The organism is Streptomyces canus (assembly GCF_030816965.1).
GTDB classification, from domain to species: Bacteria; Actinomycetota; Actinomycetes; order Streptomycetales; family Streptomycetaceae; genus Streptomyces; species Streptomyces canus_E.
The window spans coordinates 8,361,107-8,378,935 of the sequence record NZ_JAUSYQ010000002.1 but is presented as its reverse complement, the minus strand read 5'-3'; the positions used below and the strand labels follow the sequence as shown (position 1 = coordinate 8,378,935).

Below are 17,829 nucleotides of genomic sequence, written 5' to 3'. Positions count from 1 at the left end.
TGCCACCGCACGCTCGCAGTGGATGTTTCGTCGGACCTGTGCGAGGGGGTGGGGTCATGGCCGTTCCGGCCGCGGCAGCCGTGCGTGACGCGAACCGGTACCGGCCTTCGGAGGTCACGGGCCTTGTCGACCTCCTCGACCGGCAGGTACGTGAACGCCCGGACGCCCGGGCCCTCGTGGTGACCGGCGAGCGTGTGCACCTGTCGTACCGGGGGCTCGCGTCCCTGGCTGACGACGTGGCCGCCCGGCTCGGTGGTGCGGGGCTGCGCCCCGGTGACGCGGTCGGCCTGATCTGCGCCAACACCGCGGAGTTCGTCGTCGGGTTGCTCGGCGCGGCGCGGGCCGGGCTGGTGGCCGCTCCGTTGGATCCCGCGCTGCCCGAGCCCCAACTGTCCGCGCGGCTGCTCGCGTTGGGGGCGCGGGTGGTTCTCCTCGATCCGTCGGTGCCCGGTGTCATCCCGCTTCCGGTGCCGGCCTGGCCGCTGCGCGTGGACGTCTCCGGGGCGGGGACGGCTGCGGTGGTACTCGACCCTGGCGTCTGCGAAGTGTCGCAAGGCGGGGGCGCAGCCGGTGAGTTGTCGGAGCGGGACGCTCTCGTGCTGTTCACCGCAGGCACCACCGACCGGGCAAAGATGGTCCCGTTGACGCACGCCAATGTGGCCGCCTCGCTCCGGAACATCTGCGCCACCTACGAGTTGGGCCCCGGGGACGCGACGGTCGCGGTGATGCCGTTCTTCCACGGTCATGGGCTGTTCGCGGCACTGCTGGCCTCCCTGGCGAGCGGGGGCTGTGTGCTGCTGCCCGAGCGGGGGCGGTTCTCGGCGGGCACGTTCTGGGACGACATGCGGGCCGTGGCCGCCACCTGGTTCACGGCGGTGCCGGCGATCCACGAGATCCTTCTGGACCGGTCGGAGCGGGAGTACCCGGGTCCGCAGGCGCCGCCGCTGAAGTTCGTCCGCAGTTGCAGCGCGCCCCTCAACACGGCGACGCAGCGGGCACTGGAGCGCACGTTCGGCGCGCCGCTGCTGTCCGCATACGGGATGACCGAGTCCTCGCACCAGGCGACCAGCGAACCGCTGCCGCAGCGGGGAGCGCTCAGGCAGGGGTCGGTGGGCCTGGCGACCGGGGTCGAGGTGCGGGTCGTGGACCGGGGCGGGCGTCCCTGTCCGGTGGGCGTCGAGGGTGAGGTGTGGGTGCAGGGGCCCACGGTCGCCCGGGGTTATCTCGCCGACGGGGAGGAGTCGGCGCGGACCTTCGTCGACGGGTGGCTGCGCACCGGTGATCTGGGCGCGCTGGACGAGGACGGGTACCTGTCGCTGACCGGGCGGATCAAGAACCTCATCAACCGGGGTGGGGAGAAGATCTCGCCCGAGCATGTCGAGGACATCCTGGCCGGCTGCCCGGGGGTCGCGGAGGCGGCCGTGTTCGCGGTGCCCGACGGGGTTTACGGGCAGCGGGTCGGTGCCGCCGTAGTGGTGCGCGAGGCCGAGGGTGTCGGGCGCGAGGAGATCCTGCGGTACTGCCGTGACCGGCTGGCCGCGTTCGAAGTGCCGGACCGGCTCGAACTGGTCGCCGCGCTGCCGTACACCGCGAAGGGAGGCCTGGACCGGAAGGCGGTGCAGGCGCGGTACGCACCCTGACGGGGCATTCGGGGGCCGGGCCCGATGGGGCAGTCTCGGGGCAGCGTCCCGGCGGGACAGTCGGGGGCAGTGTCCGCGGTGCCCGGCAGAGAGCGGCCTGTCCGAGGCAGCACCCCGACAAGGCAGTCTCGGGGCAACGCCCCGACAGGGCAGCCGGGACAGCGCCCGCCATCCCCCGCAAGGAGCGGCCTGTCCGAGGCAGCACCCCGACAAGGCAGTCTCGGGGCAGCACCCCGACGGGGCAGCCGGGGCAGCGCCCGCCGTGCCCGGCAGGGAGCGGCCGGCAAGGAGTTCGTCCCGGACAGGCCCGCCGCCGCACTGCCGTACACCGTGAAACGAGAACCGGACCGGAGAAAACAGCGCCGGCGGGACACGCGCTCCCTGGCGGAGCTCAGCGCACCCGGTGTTCGGCAGGCAGTGGGCGGGCGAAGAAGTCGTCCAGGGAGAGGCCGGTCGCCGCGTTGACGAACGCCCGGGCGGCGACCGAGCCGGGGGTCGCCGCGTGGATCGCCACAGAGACCTGGGCTCCGGCCTCCGGGTCGACCAGCGGCAGGGCTCTCGTCCGGCCGACCACCGGCATCGCGCGCAGCCAGGTGTGGGGCACGATGCTCGCCCAGCCACCGCCGCCCACGTGTGCGTAGAGGGAGGCGATCGAGTCCGTCTCGACCTGCGGGGTCACCACGTACCCCTTCTCCGCGAACACGGTGTCGACGATCTGGCGGATCCGCATGTCCGGCGTCAGCAGTGCGAGCGGCAACTGCGCCGCGTCCGCCCAGGACACGGTGGCGGACTGGGCCACCAACTGGTCGTCGGAGACCAGGAGCATGTACCTCTCCTGGTAGAGGGGGACGACCTGGAGGCCCTCCTGGTCGTCCGGATCGAAGTGGGCGATGGCCACGTCGAGTTCGTAGTCGCGCAGCTGGCGGTGGAGTTCCTTCGTCGACAGCCGGGAGCGGACCTGGACCTTGGCCAGCGGGTGCGCCGCGCAGAACGCGGCCACGGGAAGCGCGAGGGTCGTGGACGCGGTGGGATCGGTGCCGAGCCGCAGGGTCCCCGTGATGCCGGACTGCACGGCGGCCACCTCGGCCTTGAAGGCGTCCTGTTCGGCGAGGATCCGCTTGGCCCACACCACGAGCCGCTCGCCCTCCGGGGTGAGGCCCTGGTAGTTGTGGCCGCGGTTGATCAGCGTGACGTTCAGCTCCCGCTCCAGCTTGGCGATCGCCGCCGAGAGCGCGGGCTGGGAGACGTAGCAGGATTCCGCCGCCCGCGCGAAGTGCCGTTCCCTCGCCACCGCCACGAAGTATTCGAGCTGCCGGAACAGCATGAGCGGCTCCTCCCTGCCCACCGGATCACTGGCTCCATACTGTATGCAGTGTGGAGTGATGTACAGGGAGGAGACCGCACGGCTCAGCGCAGAAGCTTCACCGCGGCCACCACCAGGGGGTCGATTCCGTCCACCCCTGCATCGACGAATTCGTGGAGCCGGGTGCGCATGCGCGGGTCCCAGAACCTGCCGATGTGCCCCGCGATCGCCTCCGCGGCGTCCTCCCCCGGCAGGTGCCCGAGGTTCCTGGCGATGTCGTTGGCCATCCTGCACTCCGACGGCACGGTCGCTGTCATCTCAGTCCACCACCGTCACGAGGTCGTTCCCGGCAGCCTCGGTGTCACTCGAGCGGTCCGGGCGGGCGAGCGCGACCTGTACGGCGGTCACCTTGTACTCGGGGCAGTTGGTCGCCCAGTCGGAGTTCTCGGTGGTCACCACGTTGGCGCCGGTGACGGGGTGGTGGAACGTGGTGTACACGACCCCGGTCGGCATGCGGTCGGAGATCTCCGCGCGCAGAGTCGTCTGCCCGACGCGGCTGGCCAGGGTGACCATGTCGCCGTGATTGATGCCGCGGACCTCGGCGTCGTGCGGGTGCAGCTCCAGTACGTCCTCGGGGTGCCAGGCGACATTGCCGGTACGGCGGGTCTGCGCGCCGACGTTGTACTGGCTGAGGATGCGGCCCGTGGTGAGGACCAACGGGAAGCGCCGGGTGCTGCGTTCGTTGGTCGGCACGTAGGAGGTGACCACGAACTTGCCCTTGCCGCGCACGAACTCGTCCACGTGCATGATCGGCGTGCCCTCGGGCGCCTCCTCGTTGCACGGCCACTGGACGCTGCCGAGCTTGTCGAGGAGCTCGAAGGAGACCCCGGTGAACGTCGGGGTGACCGACGCGATCTCGTCCATGATCTGGCCCGGATGGTCGTAGGACATCTCGTAGCCCATGGCGGTGGCGATCTCGCTGACGATCTGCCACTCGTGCTTGCCCGTCTTCGGCTTCATCACCGCGCGTACCCGGTTGATACGGCGTTCGGCGTTCGTGAAGGTGCCGTCCTTCTCCAGGAAGGACGCCCCGGGCAGGAAGACGTGCGCGAACTTGGCCGTCTCGTTGAGGAACAGGTCCTGGACGACGACGAGTTCCATCGCTTCGAGGGCTGCGGTGACGTGCTTGAGGTTGGGGTCGGACTGGGCGATGTCCTCGCCGTGGACGAACAGGCCGCGGAAGGTGCCGTCGATGGCCGCGTCGAACATGTTGGGGATGCGAAGTCCCGGCTCGGCGAGGAGGGTTCCGCCCCAGAGGTTCTCGAAGACGGTCCGGACGGCGTCGTCGGAGACGTGCCGGTAGCCGGGGAGTTCATGCGGGAACGAGCCCATGTCGCAGGAGCCCTGCACGTTGTTCTGGCCGCGCAGCGGGTTCACGCCGACGCCGTCGCGGCCGATGTTCCCGCACGCCATCGCGAGGTTGGCCATTCCCATGACCATGGTCGAGCCCTGGCTGTGCTCGGTGACGCCGAGGCCGTAGTAGATGGCCCCGTTGGGCGCTTCGGCGTACAGCCGTGCCGCCGCCCGGAGTTCGGCGGCCGGTACGCCGGTGATCTCCTCCACGGCCTCCGGGCTGTTCTCCGGGCGGGCGATGAACTCGGCCCACTCGTCGAAGCCTTCGCACCGCGCGTCCACGAAGGAACGGTCGACCAGGCCCTCGGCGACCACGACGTGCGCCATCGCGTTGACCACGGCCACGTTGGTGCTGGGCCGGAGCTGGAGGTGGTGCTGCGCCTCGATGTGCGGCGAGCGCACGAGGTCGATGCGGCGCGGGTCCACGACGATCAGCTTGGCGCCCTCGCGCAGTCGGCGCTTCATCCGGGAGGCGAACACCGGGTGGCCGTCGGTGGGGTTGGCGCCGATCACCATGATGACGTCGGCCTCGGCGACCGAGCGGAAGTCCTGGGTGCCGGCCGACTCGCCGAAGGTCTGCTTGAGGCCGTATCCCGTCGGGGAGTGGCAGACGCGGGCGCAGGTGTCGACGTTGTTGTTGCCGAAGGCCGCGCGGACCATCTTCTGTACGACGTAGACCTCTTCGTTGGTGCACCGTGAGGAGGTGATGGCGCCGATCGCGCTCGACCCGTGCCGGTCCTGGATCTCGCGCATCCGGCGGGCGACCGTGCCGATCGCCTCGTCCCACTCGACCTCGCGCCAGGGGTCGGTGATCCGGTCGCGCACCATGGGCTTGAGCCTGCGGTCGGGGTGGGTGGCGTAGCCGAAGGCGAAGCGGCCCTTCACGCAGGAGTGGCCCTCGTTGGCCCCGCCGTCCTTGTACGGCACCATGCGCACGAGTTCGTCGCCGCGCAGTTCGGCCTTGAAGGAGCAGCCGACCCCGCAGTACGCGCAGGTGGTCACCACCGACCTGGTGGGCATGCCCAGTTCGACGACCGAACGCTCCTGGAGCGTGGACGTCGGGCAGGCCTGGACGCAGGCTCCGCAGGAGACGCACTCGGAGTCCATGAAGGTCTCGCCGGCGCCCGGCGAGACCTTGGAGTCGAAGCCGCGGCCCTCGATGGTGAGGGCGAAGGTGCCCTGGACCTCGCCGCAGGCGCGGACGCAGCGGGAGCAGGCGATGCACTTGGAGGGGTCGAAGTCGAAGTAGGGGTTGGAGGTGTCCTTCTCGGCGTCGAGGTGGTTCTCGCCCTCGTAGCCGTAGCGGACCTGCCTGAGGCCCACCACCCCTGCCATGTCCTGGAGTTCGCAGTCCCCGTTGGCCGGGCAGGTCAGGCAGTCCAGGGGGTGGTCGGAGATGTAGAGCTCCATGACGCCCTGGCGGAGCTTCTCCACCTTCGGCGTCTGGGTGCTCACCTTCATGCCGTCGGCGCACGGGGTGGTGCAGGACGCCGGGGTGCCGCGCCGGCCGTCGATCTCCACCACGCACAGCCGGCAGGAGCCGAACGCCTCCAGGCTTGTCGGTGGCGCAGAGTTTGGGTATGTCGACGCCGGCCTGCGCGGCCGCGCGCATCACCGAGGTGCCCTCGGGGACGGTCACCGGCAGGCCGTCCACCTCGACGGACACCGTCGCCGGGCCGGGCCTCTCGGGGGTTCCGAAGTCGGGTTCCTTGAGGAGTGTCATGCCGTGCCCTCCGTCCTCGGGCCCGTCGCCTGTACGGGCTGGATGTCCAGGAGTCGACGGCCGCCGAGGAAGTCGTCGGGGAAATGGGTGAGGGCGCTGCGCACGGGCAGCGGGGTGAGCCCGCCCATCGCGCACAGCGAACCCTCGGTCATCAGGTCGCAGAGGTCTTCGAGCAGGGCGAGGTTCTCGTCCCGGTGAGTGCCGGCGACGATCTTGTCGATCACCTCGACGCCGCGCACCGCGCCGACCCGGCACGGTGTGCACTTGCCGCAGGACTCCTCGGCGCAGAACTCCATCGCGAAGCGGGCCTGCGCGGCCATGTCGACGCTGTCGTCGAAGACGACCACTCCGCCGTGGCCGACCATCGCCCCGGCCGCCGCGAACGCCTCGTAGTCCATGGGCAGGTCGAACATCGACTCCGGCAGGTAGGCCCCCAGCGGGCCGCCGACCTGCGCGGTGCGCACCGGGCGTCCGGAGTGGGTCCCGCCGCCGTACTCCTCGATGAGCTCGCGCAGGGTGATGCCGAAGGCGGTCTCCACGATGCCGCCGTGGGCGATGTTGCCGCCGAGCTGGAACACCTGGGTGCCGCGGGAGCGTTCGACGCCGAGCTGCTCGTACGCCGTCGCGCCCTCGGCCATGACCACGGGCACGGTGGCGAGGGTGAGGACGTTGTTCACCACGGTCGGTTTGCCGAACAGGCCCTCGATCGCCGGGATCGGCGGTTTCGCGCGGACCATGCCGCGCTTGCCCTCCAGGCTCTCCAGCATGGAGGTCTCCTCGCCGCAGATGTACGCGCCGGCGCCGACGCGGACGTGCAGGTCGAAGTCGAGGGCGGAGCCGAGGATGTTCCTGCCGAGCCAGCCGTGCTCGCGGGCGATGCCGATCGCCCGGCGCATCGTGGCCACCGCGTCCGGGTATTCCGAGCGGATGTACAGGTAGCCCTCGCTCGCCCCGACCGCGTGTGCGGCGATCGTCATGCCCTCGATGAGCATGAACGGGTCGCCCTCCATGACCATCCGGTCGGCGAAGGTCCCGCTGTCGCCCTCGTCGGCGTTGCAGCAGACGAACTTCAGCTCGTCGGCGCAGTCCAGCACGGTCTTCCACTTGATGCCGGCCGGGAATCCGGCGCCTCCGCGGCCGCGCAGTCCGGACGCGGTGACCTCGGCGACCACGTCCGCGGGGGCGAGCTCAAGGGCGGCGCGCAGTCCCGCGAGGCCGCCGTGGGCTTCGTAGTCCTCGGTCGACAGCGGGTCGGTCACGCCGACTCTGGCGAAGGTGACGCGGTTCTGGCGTGCCAGCCAGGGCAGTTCGTCGACGAGACCGAGCCGCAGGGGATGATCGGCGCCGTCGAGCATGCCCGCGGCCAGCAGACCCTCGACGTCCTCCGAGGTCACCGGACCGTAGCCGACACGCCCTTGGGGGGTCACCACCTCGACCAGTGGCTCCAGCCACAGCATGCCGCGCGATCCATTGCGTACGACGTCCAGCGCGAAGTCCCCGGCGCCCGCAGCGTGTTGGAGCGCCTGCGCGACCTCGTCCGCGCCGACGGACCTGGCTGCGGAGTCGCGAGGGACGTACACGGTGGCCGTGGCGTGCGAGGGGTTGTTCATGAGGAGACCGTCCCGTTGAGAATCGAGCCCAGCTTGTCCGGGCCAACTCGTCCGTACAGCCGTCCGTTGGCTTCCACCGACGGCCCGAGTGCGCAGTTGCCGAGGCAGAAGACCTGCTCGACGGTGACGGAGCCGTCCGCCGTCGTCTCCCCCAGGGGCAGTCCGGACTGGCGCGCGTAGCTCACCAGCTGGTCGGCGCCCAGCGCCTGGCAGGCCTCGGCGCGGCAGATGCGCACGGTGGTGCGGCCCGCGGGCTCGCGACGGAAGTCGTGGTAGAAGGTCACCACTCCGTGGACGTCCGCCCTGGAGAGGTTGAGCTCTTCGGCGAGCACCGGTACGGCCTCCTGCGGCACATGGCCCAACTCGGCCTGGACGGCGTGCAGTACGGGCAGCAGCGCCCCGCGCTCGCCCCGGTGCCGGGCCACCACCCGCCGGACCACGCTCTCGACCGTCACGTCACTCCCGCTGGTCGTCATGATCGCTTCGCCTTCCGTCACACGGGTCCCCGGCGAGGGATGCAGGAGACTCAGAACATACTCCATACAGACTTCTGTATACACAACCCTGCCGTACAGCAGGCAGACCGGAGAAGCACGGACACCGGACTGCGCGTCAGGTGCGCCCACCAGGGCGGACCCCGCACAGACACTCGCCATGTTGCATACCAAAACCTGTATGCTGACGCGGCCGTTCGGCGACCCTCCGGACGGCCCCACTCGGCAAGGCCGCCATTCCGCGACAGCGGCGGCAGAACGGGACAACCATGCGCGAGGCACTCACGGCCGCAGCGTCCCGGCGCGTCACCCGCCCGGCACCGCTGCGTCAGGCCGTGTACGACGCCCTGACCGAGCTGATCGTCAACGGCTCCCTCAAGCCGGGCCAGCATCTGGTCGAGGCCGAGCTCGCCGAACACCTCGGCGTCAGCCGTCAGCCGGTCCGCGAGGCTCTGCAGCGGCTCCAGACCGCCGGCTGGGTCGATCTGCGGCCCGCCCAGGGTGCCTTCGTCCACTCCCCCACGGCGGAGGAGGCCGCCCAGCTCCTCGGCGTCCGCTCGGTCCTGGAGACCTACTCGGCCCAGCTCGCGGCGAAGAACGCGAAGCCCGAGGACATCGCGCGTCTCGACGAACTCCAGCTGGACGGGGTCGCCGCTCTCGCCGACGGCGACGTCGAGCGCCTGGTCGTGGCCAACACCGCGCTGCACGACTTCATCACCGCCGTCGCCGACAACGCCGTGCTGGCCGAACTGATCGCCCAGGTCGGACAGAAGGTCCGGTGGTACTACACGCCCATCGCCAAACCCCGCGGCAAGGAGGCCTGGAACGAGCACACCCAGCTCATCAGGGCCATCGCCAAGGGGGACGCGGACCAGGCGGGCGAGGTCATGCGCAAGCACACCGAGCGTACGACCGACTTCTACCGCAGGCAGATCGCGGCCGGGGCGAACCAGGACTGACGTTTTCCCGGGCACGGTTCAGGACGCGGCGAGGGAGCCGGCGGGGCGACGGGCGCTCCCGAGGCCGAGGGCCGGCGGGCGGCGGATCTCGGCGGCGGCCCGTAGTTCGAGCAGCCACGGCAGGACCGTGCGCAGCACGATGTCGAGTCCGCCGCCGTCCGTTCCGAGCATCGCCTCCGCGGGCACCCGCACCGGGTCGGCGAACACCGTGGAGGTCGCGGTGCCGCGTGGTCCCGCGGCGCCGGGCCGGGCCGGGACGAACAGGTCCGGGGCGTGCGCCGGGACCGCCCAGAGCGTCAGCCCGTCGGGGGCGGTGAGGGGTCGGGAGGACCAGACGTACAGGTCGGCCTCCCCCGCCGCGACCACTCGCTGCTTGCGGGCCCGCAGGGCTACCACCTCACCGGAACGGGTGGCCACGGAGCGCGGCGCGAGGAGCTGGGTCTCGGCCGTCGGCCCGTCGCCCTCGGCCTCCGACTCCCCCTCCGACTCGGCGAGCGCGAGACTGGCGAGGTGGCGTCCGGCGGCGATCTCGCCCCGTGTCCAGGACCCGCCGTATGCCTCGATGACGGCGACCGCCGTGTAGTGGGACTGGAGGACGGCCGCCGTCGCCGGGCAGACACGCGCGGTCCGCGCGACCACGTCGGCGGCCTCCGGCAACCCCCGTCCCCCGCCGCCGAATCGGAGGGAGACGGTGAGTCCCAGCAGTCCGGCGCGGCCGAGAGCCGTCACGGCGCCGCGGGGGAACCGGCCCTGGACGGCGGTTGCTTCGGAGACGGGTCCGACGACACTGGTCAGGACTTCGGAGAGAGCGGTGCGGTACGACACGGGGCGACCCCCTCGGGTGTGGCTGCTGGTCCACTGTCGAATGATGATTGCATACAGTATTCTGCATGGGAAGGTCACCGCGCCAGGGGTCCAGCCGGGCAATTTCCCGGGACCCATCAGCCGAACGAGGGAGACAGGGCCCATGCCCGACACATCCACCGTGACAGCCCGCGGCCCGATCAGCAGGCCCACTCCGCTCCGCCAGGCCGTGTACGAGGCCCTCACCGAACTGATCATCAACGGTTCGCTCACACCCGGCCAGCACCTCGTCGAGGCCGAGCTGGCGGAGAGCCTCGGGGTGAGCCGGCAGCCGATCCGGGAGGCGCTGCAGCGGCTCCAGACCGCCGGCTGGGTCGATCTGCGCCCTTCGCAGGGGGCGTTCGTCCACTCCCCCACCACGCAGGAGTGCGCCCAACTCCTCAGCGTCCGGGCCCTCCTGGAGACCCACTCCGCGCGCGGCGCGGCCCGGCACGCCACCGCCCGTGATGTCGCCCGGCTGTGGGAACTCCAGCAGACCGGTCTGACCGCCCTCGCGGCCGGGGACGCCCGGGCCATCGTGGAGGCGAACGCCGCCCTCCACGGCCACATCACCCTGCTGTCCCGCAACGCGGTCCTCGCCGAACTCATCCCTCAGGTCGACCGGCGGGTGCGCTGGTACTACATGCCCATCGCCAAGCCCCGCGGCAAGGACGCCTGGAACGAGCACGCGAGGATCATCGAGGCCATCGGCGAGGGTGCCGCCGACCGCGCCGAGGAGCTCATGCGCCGGCACACCCGGAACACCACCGACTTCTACTGCGAGCAGATCGCCGCGGTGGTCGGCCGGGACGACTGACCCCGGCCGACCACCACCGCCAAGGGGCGCGGCCGGCTCAGGAGTTCGGGTCGATCTCCCGCAGCAGCCCCGTCGTCACGTCGAACACGAACCCCCGCACATCGTCGGTGTGCGGGAGGAACGGCGAGGTGCGTACGCGTTGCACGGACTGCCGTACGTCCTGGTCGACATCCCGGAAGGCCTCCACCGCCCACGCGGGACGCTGGCCGACCTCCAGTTCCAGTTCGTGCCGGAAGTCCTCGGTCAGGGTCTGGAGACCGCAGCCGGTGTGGTGGATGAGCGCCACACTGCGGGTACCGAGGGCACGCTGACTGATCGTCAGAGAACGGATCGTGTCGTCGGTGACGACTCCCCCGGCGTTGCGGATGGTGTGACAGTCGCCGAGCTCCAGTCCGAGCGCGGCGTGCAGGTCGAGGCGGGCGTCCATGCACGCCACGACGGCCACGCGCAGAACAGGGCGGGCGCCCATGCCGGGGTCGGTGAATCGGGCGGCGTAGGCGCGGTTGGCTTCCACGAGCCGGTCGGTGACCGTCGTGGTACGGGGTACTGAAGTCGACATGTGGGGCTACCTCACTCCGGTCGGGTCGGTCAGATGACGCCCTGCTCCTTGAGCTGCGGCAACTCGGCCCGGGAGAGTCGGAGTTCGCCGATGTAGATCTCTTCGTTGTGCTGGCCGAGGAGGGGTGGGGTGGTGATGGTGGTGGGGGAGTCGGAGAGTTTGAGGGGGTTGCCGACGGTGGTGAAGGTGCCGCGCTGCGGGTGCCCGACTTCGACGATCATGTCGTTCGCGGCGAGGGAGGCGTCCTCGATGATCTCTTTCGGGGACAGGATCGGCCCGCACGGGATGTTGTGCGCGTTCAGTTGTTCCAGCACCTGCCACTTGGGCAGCGTCGCCGTCCATTCCTCGATCAGCTGGAACATCTTCGCCAGTTTCGGCAGGCGGGCCTCGGGGGTGGCCCACTCGGGGTCCTCGGCGAGTTCGGGCCGGCCGATCAGTGCCGCCAGGGGTGTCCAGCCGACGGGCTGGACGATGACGTACACGTAGTCGTTGGGACCCCCGGGCGCACAGCGCACGGCCCAGCCGGGCTGCCCGCCGCCGGAGGCGTTGCCCGAGCGCGGCACCTCGTCGGTGAAGTCGTCGTTGGGGTACTCGGCGAGCGGGCCGTGGGCCAGGCGCTGCTGGTCACGGAGTTTGACCCGGCACAGGTTGAGCACCGCGTGCTGCATCGCCACGTTCACCCGCTGCCCGCGCCCGGTCCTCTCGCGCTGCAGCAGCGCAGCCAGGATGGCGGCCACCGCGTGGATCCCGGTGCCCGAGTCACCGATCTGCGCGCCGGTCGCCAGCGGCGGCCCGTCCTCGAAACCGGTGGTGGCCATCGAGCCGCCCATCGCCTGCGCCACCACCTCGTACGCCTTGAAAGCGGTGTACGGGCCGTCCCCGAAACCCTTGATCGAGGCATACACGATCCGCGGGTTGATCTCCCGGATCCGCTCCCACGTGAACCCCATCCGCTCCACCGCACCCGGCGCGAAGTTCTCCACCATCACATCCGCACCCCGGATCAGCGCGGTCAGGATCTCCCGCCCCCGCTCCGTCTTGGTGTTCAGCGTGATGCTGCGCTTGTTGCAGTTGAGCATCGTGAAATACAGGGAATCCGCATCCGGGACATCCCGCAGCTGCCGGCGCGTGATGTCCCCGCCCGGCGCCTCCACCTTCACCACATCCGCCCCCAGCCACGCCAGCAACTGCGTCGCCGACGGACCCGACTGCACATGCGTCATATCCAGCACCCGCACACCCTCAAGAGCCGTCGTCATGCTCGCCACCCCATCTCTGCGTCGTCGTGTGTTCGCCGGTGGCCGGGCGGCCGCCCCTTCGCGGGGCGCCGCCCGGACGCGCCTCACGGCATCAGCTGGTACTCGGGGAAGTTCCCGGGCAGCCGCTCGCCGGCCGGGCCCCGGGTGACCGCGCGCACCAGCAGCTCGCCGCCGACGAAGGCGCCGCGCCAGGAGGCGCCGAACCCGCCGAAGAGCTCGTCGCGGTCGCCGCGGGAACGCGGCTTGCCGTGGCCGACCTTGAACGCGCGGATCTGCGGGGCGAGCCGGTCGAAGGTGGCCCGGTCGTCGGTGGAAAGGGTGGCCACCAGGGCGCCGTTGGAGGCGTTCATCGCGGCGAGCAGTTCCGCCTCCGTGTCGACCAGGACGATGGTGTCGACCGGGCCGAACGGTTCCGCGTGGTGCAGGGGTGAGGACGGGGGCGGGTTGAGAAGGGTGACGGGCTGGACGTACGCGGAGGTGTCCTGGCCGGACAGGAAGCGGGCGTCCGCCTCGCTGCCGCGGTGGACCGGGACGGCTCCGCGGTCGATGGCCTCGGCGACCTGGTCGCGCAGTTCCTTCGCCTTGGCCGCGTTGATCACCGGTCCGAAGTCCAGTGCAGGGTAGGGGTCGTCCGGGTGCTCGACGGCGAGCGGGTGCCCCAGGCGCAGGGTGCGCACCGCGGGAAGGTAGGCCGCCAGGAACTCGTCGAACAGCTCGCGCTGGACGACGAACCGCGGGTAGGCGGTGCAGCGCTGTTTGCCGTAGTCGAAGAGCTTGGGGATGACGGCGGTCAGCGCGTCCCAGTCGGTGTGGTTCCAGATGCCCCAGGTGTTGAGTCCCTCCTGTTCGAGGACGTGACGCTTGCCGAGGTCGGCGACGGCCGTGGCGACGGCGGCTCCGGTGTCGCGGCCGCCGACGAAGGAGACACAGCCGATCTCGGGCGCCCGCACCAGCGCCTCCGACAGCTCTCCCCCGCTGCCGCTGACCAGGGTGACGGGGATGCCCTCGCGGGCGGCCAGCGCACAGGCCAGGGTGAGACAGGCGACGCCGCCGTCGGTCGGGGTCTTGGCGATGACCGCGTTGCCCGCCAGGGCCTGTACCAGCATGGCGTGAACGAGCACGCTCATCGGGTAGTTCCAGCTCGCGATGTTGGACACCGGGCCGTCCAGCGGGACCCGGCCCTCGACCATCGGCTCGATGCCGTCGACGTACCAGCGCACGCCGTCGATGGCCCGGTCGACGTCCGCCTGCGCGAGGCGCCAGGGCTTGCCGATCTCCCAGACGAGCAGGAGGGCGAGGAGTTCGCGGTGCTGGGTGAGGGCGTCGAGGGTGGCCGCGACGCGGGCCCGGCGCTCTTCGAGCCGTATGTGCCGCCAGGCGCGGTGCTGGTCGAGGGAGGCGCGGACGGCCTGGTGGGCGGCTTCCCGGTCCAGGCGCGGCGGGCCGGCGATCGGGCTGCCGTCGACGGGGCTGGTGGCGGGCAGGGCCCGGCCGTCGGCCCGCCAGGCGGAGCCCCAGAGGTTGAGGACGCGGTCGTCCCGGAAGGCCTCGGGGGCGACGGCGAGGCAGCGCTGCCAGGCGTCGTTCCAGGAGGTACCGGACTTCACCACGAGGTCGGTCGAGTTGAGGGTGGTTGTCATGCGATGTCTCCGCTCTCGGTGCACAGTCGGGGGCGGGGTATGGGGGGGGAGGCAGCGGAGCCGGACGAATCTCCGTCCGCCGCCGTGTGGTCCGGGTCAGGCCTGAGGGGCCTCGCGGACCGTGTCCAGCAGGGCGAGCACGAGGCGGGCCGTCTCGGTGGGGGTGTTCCCGACCTTGACGCCGACCGCCTCCAGCGCCGCCTTCTTCGCCTGCGCCGTGCCCGCCGAACCGGACACGATGGCGCCGGCATGGCCCATGGTCCTGCCCTCGGGCGCGGTGAATCCGGCGATGTAGCCGACGACGGGCTTGGTGACGTGCTCACGGATGTACGCGGCCGCCCGCTCCTCGGCGTCCCCGCCGATCTCCCCGATGAGGACGATCAGTTCGGTGTCGGGGTCGTCCTGGAAGGCGGCCAGGCAGTCGATGTGGGTGGTGCCGACGACGGGGTCTCCGCCGATGCCGACACAGGTGGAGAAGCCGATGTCGCGCAGCTCGTACATGAGTTGGTAGGTGAGCGTGCCCGACTTGGACACCAGACCGACCCGGCCGGAACGGGTGATGTCCGCCGGGATGATGCCCGCGTTGGACTGGCCGGGGGTGATCAGGCCGGGGCAGTTGGGGCCGACGATCCGTGTCCCCTTCTTCTTCGCGTACGAGGTGAAGGCGACGCAGTCGTGGACGGGGATGCCTTCCGTGATGACGACAGCCAGTCCGATTCCCGCGTCGGCGGCCTCGACAACCGCCGCTTTGGCGAAGGCGGGCGGCACGAAGACGACGGTGACGTCGGCTCCGGTCGCCCGCATGCCGTCGGCGACCGAGCCGAAGACGGGGACGACACGGTCGTCGAAGTCGACCGACTGCCCGGCCTTGCGCGGATTGACGCCGCCGACCACGTGGGTGCCCGCCGCGAGCATGCGCCGGGTGTGTTTCATGCCCTCGCCGCCGGTCATGCCCTGGACGAGGACCCTGGACTCCTTGGTCAGGAAGATGGCCATGTCCCGCTCCTTCGACTGGCGTCGGCGAGTTCGGCGGCACGGCGGGCGGCGCCGTCCATGGTGGTGGCCTGCTGGACCAGGGGGTGGGCGCGCGCGTCGAGGACGGCCCGGCCGCGGGCGGCGTTGTTGCCGTCGAGGCGTACGACGAGCGGCTTGGTGAGCCGGACCTCGTCCAGGGCCCGGACGATGCCGTCGGCGACCGCGTCGCAGGCGGTGATGCCGCCGAAGACGTTCACGAACACGGACTTCACCGCCGGGTCCGACAGGATGACCCCCAGTCCGTCGGCCATGACCTGGGCCGAGGCACCGCCGCCGATGTCGAGGAAGTTGGCGGGACGGGCTCCGCATCCGGCGACCACGTCGAGGGTCGACATGACCAGGCCCGCGCCGTTGCCGATGACGCCGACCTCGCCGTCGAGCTTCACGTAGTTGAGGCCCTTCGCGGCAGCGACCGCCTCCAGCGGATCGTCGTACGCGACGCTGTCGGTACTCCAACGAGCCTGCCGGAAGCGGGCGTTGTCGTCGAGGGTGACCTTGCCGTCGAGGGCGAGGATGTGCCCCTGCCGGGTGCGGACGAGCGGGTTGACCTCGACGAGGACCGCGTCCTGGCGGACCAGTACCTCCCACAGCCGTACGAGAACGTCGACGGTCTGCGGTGCCAGCCCGGCCGCTTCGGCGATCTCGCCCGCCTTCGCCGAGGTGACGCCTTCGGCGGGGTCGATGGGTGTACGGGCGACCGCCTCCGGGCGGGCCGCGGCGACCTCCTCTATCTCCATGCCGCCCTCCGCGGAGGCGATGGCCAGGAACCGGCCCGCGGCCCGGTCGAGAACGTAGGCGACATAGAACTCGGTCTCGATGTCGACGGGTTGGGCCAGCATGACCTTGCCGACCCTGTGCCCCTTGATGTCCCTGCCGAGAATCAGGCGTGCCGCCCGCTCGGCCCCGGCCGGGTCGGCGGCGAGCCGGACACCGCCCGCCTTGCCCCGGCCTCCGGTCTTGACCTGTGCCTTGACGACGACGCTGCCGCCGAGCCTCCGGGCGATCGCACGGGCCTCCTGGGGCGAGTCGGTGACCTCCGCCCTCGGCACCGGGATTCCGTGTTCCTCGAAGAGGGCCCGGGCCTGATGCTCGTACAGGTCCATGATGAGGCTCCCGTCTGAAAATGATGCACGACTGAAAAGTGCTGCACGCCCCCTGGACATCACCCACCGGATGCGGGATAACAATCTTCATACAGTATTCGTCGACTGTATGCAATGTGCGAACAGGGGTCAGCCCGGCGCACCACCAGGACGCTCAAGGCAACGGACAAGTGAGGTGGCTTGTGTCGAGGACGGCTCTTGAGGGTGTGCGGGTGCTGGACATGACGCATGTGCAGTCGGGTCCGTCGGCGACGCAGTTGCTGGCGTGGCTGGGGGCGGATGTGGTGAAGGTGGAGGCGCCGGGCGGGGACATCACGCGCCGGCAGCTGCGGGATGTCCCGGATGCGGATTCCCTGTATTTCACGATGCTCAACTGCAACAAGCGCAGCATCACGCTGAACACCAAGACGGAGCGGGGGCGGGAGATCCTGACCGCGCTGATCCGGGGTGCGGATGTGATGGTGGAGAACTTCGCGCCGGGTGCGGTGGAGCGGATGGGGTTCACGTGGGAGCGGATCCGGGAGATCAACCCGCGGATCGTGTATGCCTCGATCAAGGGTTTCGGGGACGGCCCCTACACCGCTTTCAAGGCGTACGAGGTGGTGGCGCAGGCGATGGGCGGCTCGATGGCCACCACCGGTTTCGAGGACGGGCCGCCGCTGGCGACCGGCGCGCAGATCGGTGACTCGGGCACCGGGATCCACGCGGTGGCCGCCGTCCTGGCCGCGCTGCTGCAGCGCGAGAGGACCGGGCGCGGGCAGCGGGTGAACGTGGCGATGCAGCACGCGGTGCTCAACCTGTGCCGGGTCAAACTCCGTGACCAGCAGCGCCTGGCCCACGGCCCGCTCGCCGAGTACCCCAACGACGACTTCACCGACGAGGTGCCGCGCTCGGGCAACGCCTCCGGCGGCGGGCAGCCCGGCTGGGCGGTGCGGTGCGCGCCCGGCGGCCCCAACGACTACGTGTACGTCATCGTCCAGCCCGTCGGCTGGACACCCCTGGCGGCACTGATCGGCCGGCCCGAACTCGCCGAGGACCCCGAGTGGGCCACCCCCGAGGCCCGCCTGCCGAAACTGGCGAAGATGTTCCAGCTGATCGAGGAATGGACGGCGACGCTGCCCAAGTGGCAGGTGCTGGAGCGGCTGAACGCGCACAACATTCCGTGCGGGCCGATCCTGTCCCCGAAAGAGATCATCGAGGACGCCTCCCTCGCCGCGAACGACATGATCGTCGAAGTCGGGCACCCGCAGCGCGGCACCTTCACCACCGTCGGCAACCCCCTCAAACTCTCCGACTCCCCCACCACCATCACCACCCCACCCCTCCTCGGCCAGCACAACGAAGAGATCTACATCGGCGAACTCGGACTCGGCGACGAGGAGTTGCGTCTGCTCAGGTCGGGCGGGGTGATCTGACGTGGTGAACCGGAGC

General features: G+C 70.7%; 15 protein-coding genes and 1 pseudogene. 4 read left to right on the top strand and 12 right to left on the bottom strand.

The features are described 5' to 3' along the window. The first annotated feature begins 56 nt into the window (after positions 1–56). The gene (locus QF027_RS39425; RefSeq protein ID WP_307080124.1) at positions 57–1,640 is read left to right on the top strand and encodes a FadD7 family fatty acid--CoA ligase; all 1,584 of its coding nucleotides are present in this window, start codon (positions 57–59) and stop codon (positions 1,638–1,640) included. Positions 1,641–2,031: 391 nt separating this feature from the next. Here QF027_RS39425 and QF027_RS39420 read toward each other — a convergent pair whose 3' ends face one another. The 6 genes and pseudogenes from QF027_RS39420 to QF027_RS39395 form a co-directional block, all read right to left on the bottom strand. Next, positions 2,032–2,964: a LysR family transcriptional regulator gene (locus QF027_RS39420; protein WP_306974081.1), complete on the bottom strand. Its 933-nt coding sequence runs from the start codon at positions 2,962–2,964 to the stop codon at positions 2,032–2,034. An 83-nt stretch (positions 2,965–3,047) separates the two neighbouring features. Further along, positions 3,048–3,230 (bottom strand): formate dehydrogenase subunit delta, encoded by a 183-nt coding sequence (locus QF027_RS39415; RefSeq protein ID WP_307080122.1) that lies wholly within the window; start codon positions 3,228–3,230, stop codon positions 3,048–3,050. A 31-nt stretch (positions 3,231–3,261) separates the two neighbouring features. After that, a complete protein-coding gene (fdhF, locus tag QF027_RS39410) occupies positions 3,262–5,376 on the bottom strand; it encodes a formate dehydrogenase subunit alpha (protein ID WP_307082654.1) in 2,115 nt (704 codons plus the stop codon). A 54-nt stretch (positions 5,377–5,430) separates the two neighbouring features. Further along, positions 5,431–5,968, bottom strand: a pseudogene (locus tag QF027_RS39405) (2Fe-2S iron-sulfur cluster-binding protein); the annotation flags it as partial. A 107-nt stretch (positions 5,969–6,075) separates the two neighbouring features. After that, a complete protein-coding gene (locus tag QF027_RS39400; RefSeq protein ID WP_306974086.1) occupies positions 6,076–7,689 on the bottom strand; it encodes a formate dehydrogenase beta subunit in 1,614 nt (537 codons plus the stop codon). Continuing rightward, positions 7,686–8,165, bottom strand: coding sequence for a formate dehydrogenase subunit gamma (locus QF027_RS39395; protein WP_306974089.1), 480 nt, complete (start codon positions 8,163–8,165; stop codon positions 7,686–7,688). Before QF027_RS39395 ends, QF027_RS39400 begins: the two co-directional genes overlap by 4 nt. A gap of 287 nt (positions 8,166–8,452) precedes the next feature. Here QF027_RS39395 and QF027_RS39390 point away from each other — a divergent pair, with 287 nt between their 5' ends. Next, positions 8,453–9,142, top strand: coding sequence for a GntR family transcriptional regulator (locus tag QF027_RS39390; RefSeq protein ID WP_306974091.1), 690 nt, complete (start codon positions 8,453–8,455; stop codon positions 9,140–9,142). A gap of 18 nt (positions 9,143–9,160) precedes the next feature. On the opposite strand, the gene QF027_RS39385 is transcribed toward QF027_RS39390, so the two are convergent. Beyond that, positions 9,161–9,967, bottom strand: coding sequence for an acyl-CoA dehydrogenase family protein (locus QF027_RS39385; RefSeq protein WP_306974093.1), 807 nt, complete (start codon positions 9,965–9,967; stop codon positions 9,161–9,163). A gap of 142 nt (positions 9,968–10,109) precedes the next feature. Between QF027_RS39385 and QF027_RS39380 the strand changes: the two genes are divergently transcribed. Next, positions 10,110–10,802 (top strand): GntR family transcriptional regulator, encoded by a 693-nt coding sequence (locus QF027_RS39380; RefSeq protein WP_306974095.1) that lies wholly within the window; start codon positions 10,110–10,112, stop codon positions 10,800–10,802. A gap of 37 nt (positions 10,803–10,839) precedes the next feature. On the opposite strand, the gene QF027_RS39375 is transcribed toward QF027_RS39380, so the two are convergent. The 5 genes from QF027_RS39375 to sucC all read right to left on the bottom strand — a co-directional run bounded on the left by QF027_RS39375 (position 10,840) and on the right by sucC (position 16,398). Next, a complete protein-coding gene (locus QF027_RS39375; RefSeq protein ID WP_307080121.1) occupies positions 10,840–11,361 on the bottom strand; it encodes a beta-class carbonic anhydrase in 522 nt (173 codons plus the stop codon). 29 nt (positions 11,362–11,390) lie between these two features. Then, complete coding sequence (gene frc, locus QF027_RS39370; protein ID WP_307080119.1) at positions 11,391–12,620, bottom strand: formyl-CoA transferase; 1,230 nt, start codon at positions 12,618–12,620, stop codon at positions 11,391–11,393. Positions 12,621–12,703: 83 nt separating this feature from the next. Further along, on the bottom strand, positions 12,704–14,260 hold the full coding sequence (locus tag QF027_RS39365) for an aldehyde dehydrogenase family protein (RefSeq protein WP_307080117.1): 1,557 nt from the start codon (positions 14,258–14,260) through the stop codon (positions 12,704–12,706). A 96-nt stretch (positions 14,261–14,356) separates the two neighbouring features. Continuing rightward, entirely contained in the window at positions 14,357–15,256 is a 900-nt protein-coding gene (sucD, locus tag QF027_RS39360) for a succinate--CoA ligase subunit alpha (protein ID WP_307080115.1), read from the bottom strand. Beyond that, positions 15,241–16,398, bottom strand: coding sequence for an ADP-forming succinate--CoA ligase subunit beta (sucC, locus tag QF027_RS39355; protein ID WP_307080114.1), 1,158 nt, complete (start codon positions 16,396–16,398; stop codon positions 15,241–15,243). The genes sucD and sucC overlap by 16 nt, the downstream gene beginning before the upstream one ends. A gap of 182 nt (positions 16,399–16,580) precedes the next feature. Between sucC and frc (QF027_RS39350) the strand changes: the two genes are divergently transcribed. Beyond that, positions 16,581–17,813: a formyl-CoA transferase gene (frc, locus tag QF027_RS39350; RefSeq protein ID WP_307080112.1), complete on the top strand. Its 1,233-nt coding sequence runs from the start codon at positions 16,581–16,583 to the stop codon at positions 17,811–17,813. Positions 17,814–17,829: the final 16 nt, after the last annotated feature.

Excerpts from the sequence above, each read along its gene's own strand:
- QF027_RS39425 (WP_307080124.1), top strand. The coding sequence starts at position 57 with ATGGCCGTTCCGGCCGCGGCAGCCGTGCGTGACGCGAACCGGTACCGG.
- QF027_RS39420 (WP_306974081.1), bottom strand. The coding sequence starts at position 2,964 with ATGCTGTTCCGGCAGCTCGAATACTTCGTGGCGGTGGCGAGGGAACGG.
- QF027_RS39415 (WP_307080122.1), bottom strand. The coding sequence starts at position 3,230 with ATGGCCAACGACATCGCCAGGAACCTCGGGCACCTGCCGGGGGAGGAC.
- fdhF (WP_307082654.1), bottom strand. The coding sequence starts at position 5,376 with ATGCCCACCAGGTCGGTGGTGACCACCTGCGCGTACTGCGGGGTCGGC.
- QF027_RS39400 (WP_306974086.1), bottom strand. The coding sequence starts at position 7,689 with ATGAACAACCCCTCGCACGCCACGGCCACCGTGTACGTCCCTCGCGAC.
- QF027_RS39395 (WP_306974089.1), bottom strand. The coding sequence starts at position 8,165 with ATGACGACCAGCGGGAGTGACGTGACGGTCGAGAGCGTGGTCCGGCGG.
- QF027_RS39390 (WP_306974091.1), top strand. The coding sequence starts at position 8,453 with ATGCGCGAGGCACTCACGGCCGCAGCGTCCCGGCGCGTCACCCGCCCG.
- QF027_RS39380 (WP_306974095.1), top strand. The coding sequence starts at position 10,110 with ATGCCCGACACATCCACCGTGACAGCCCGCGGCCCGATCAGCAGGCCC.
- QF027_RS39375 (WP_307080121.1), bottom strand. The coding sequence starts at position 11,361 with ATGTCGACTTCAGTACCCCGTACCACGACGGTCACCGACCGGCTCGTG.
- frc (WP_307080119.1), bottom strand. The coding sequence starts at position 12,620 with ATGACGACGGCTCTTGAGGGTGTGCGGGTGCTGGATATGACGCATGTG.
- QF027_RS39365 (WP_307080117.1), bottom strand. The coding sequence starts at position 14,260 with ATGACAACCACCCTCAACTCGACCGACCTCGTGGTGAAGTCCGGTACC.
- sucD (WP_307080115.1), bottom strand. The coding sequence starts at position 15,256 with ATGGCCATCTTCCTGACCAAGGAGTCCAGGGTCCTCGTCCAGGGCATG.
- sucC (WP_307080114.1), bottom strand. The coding sequence starts at position 16,398 with ATGGACCTGTACGAGCATCAGGCCCGGGCCCTCTTCGAGGAACACGGA.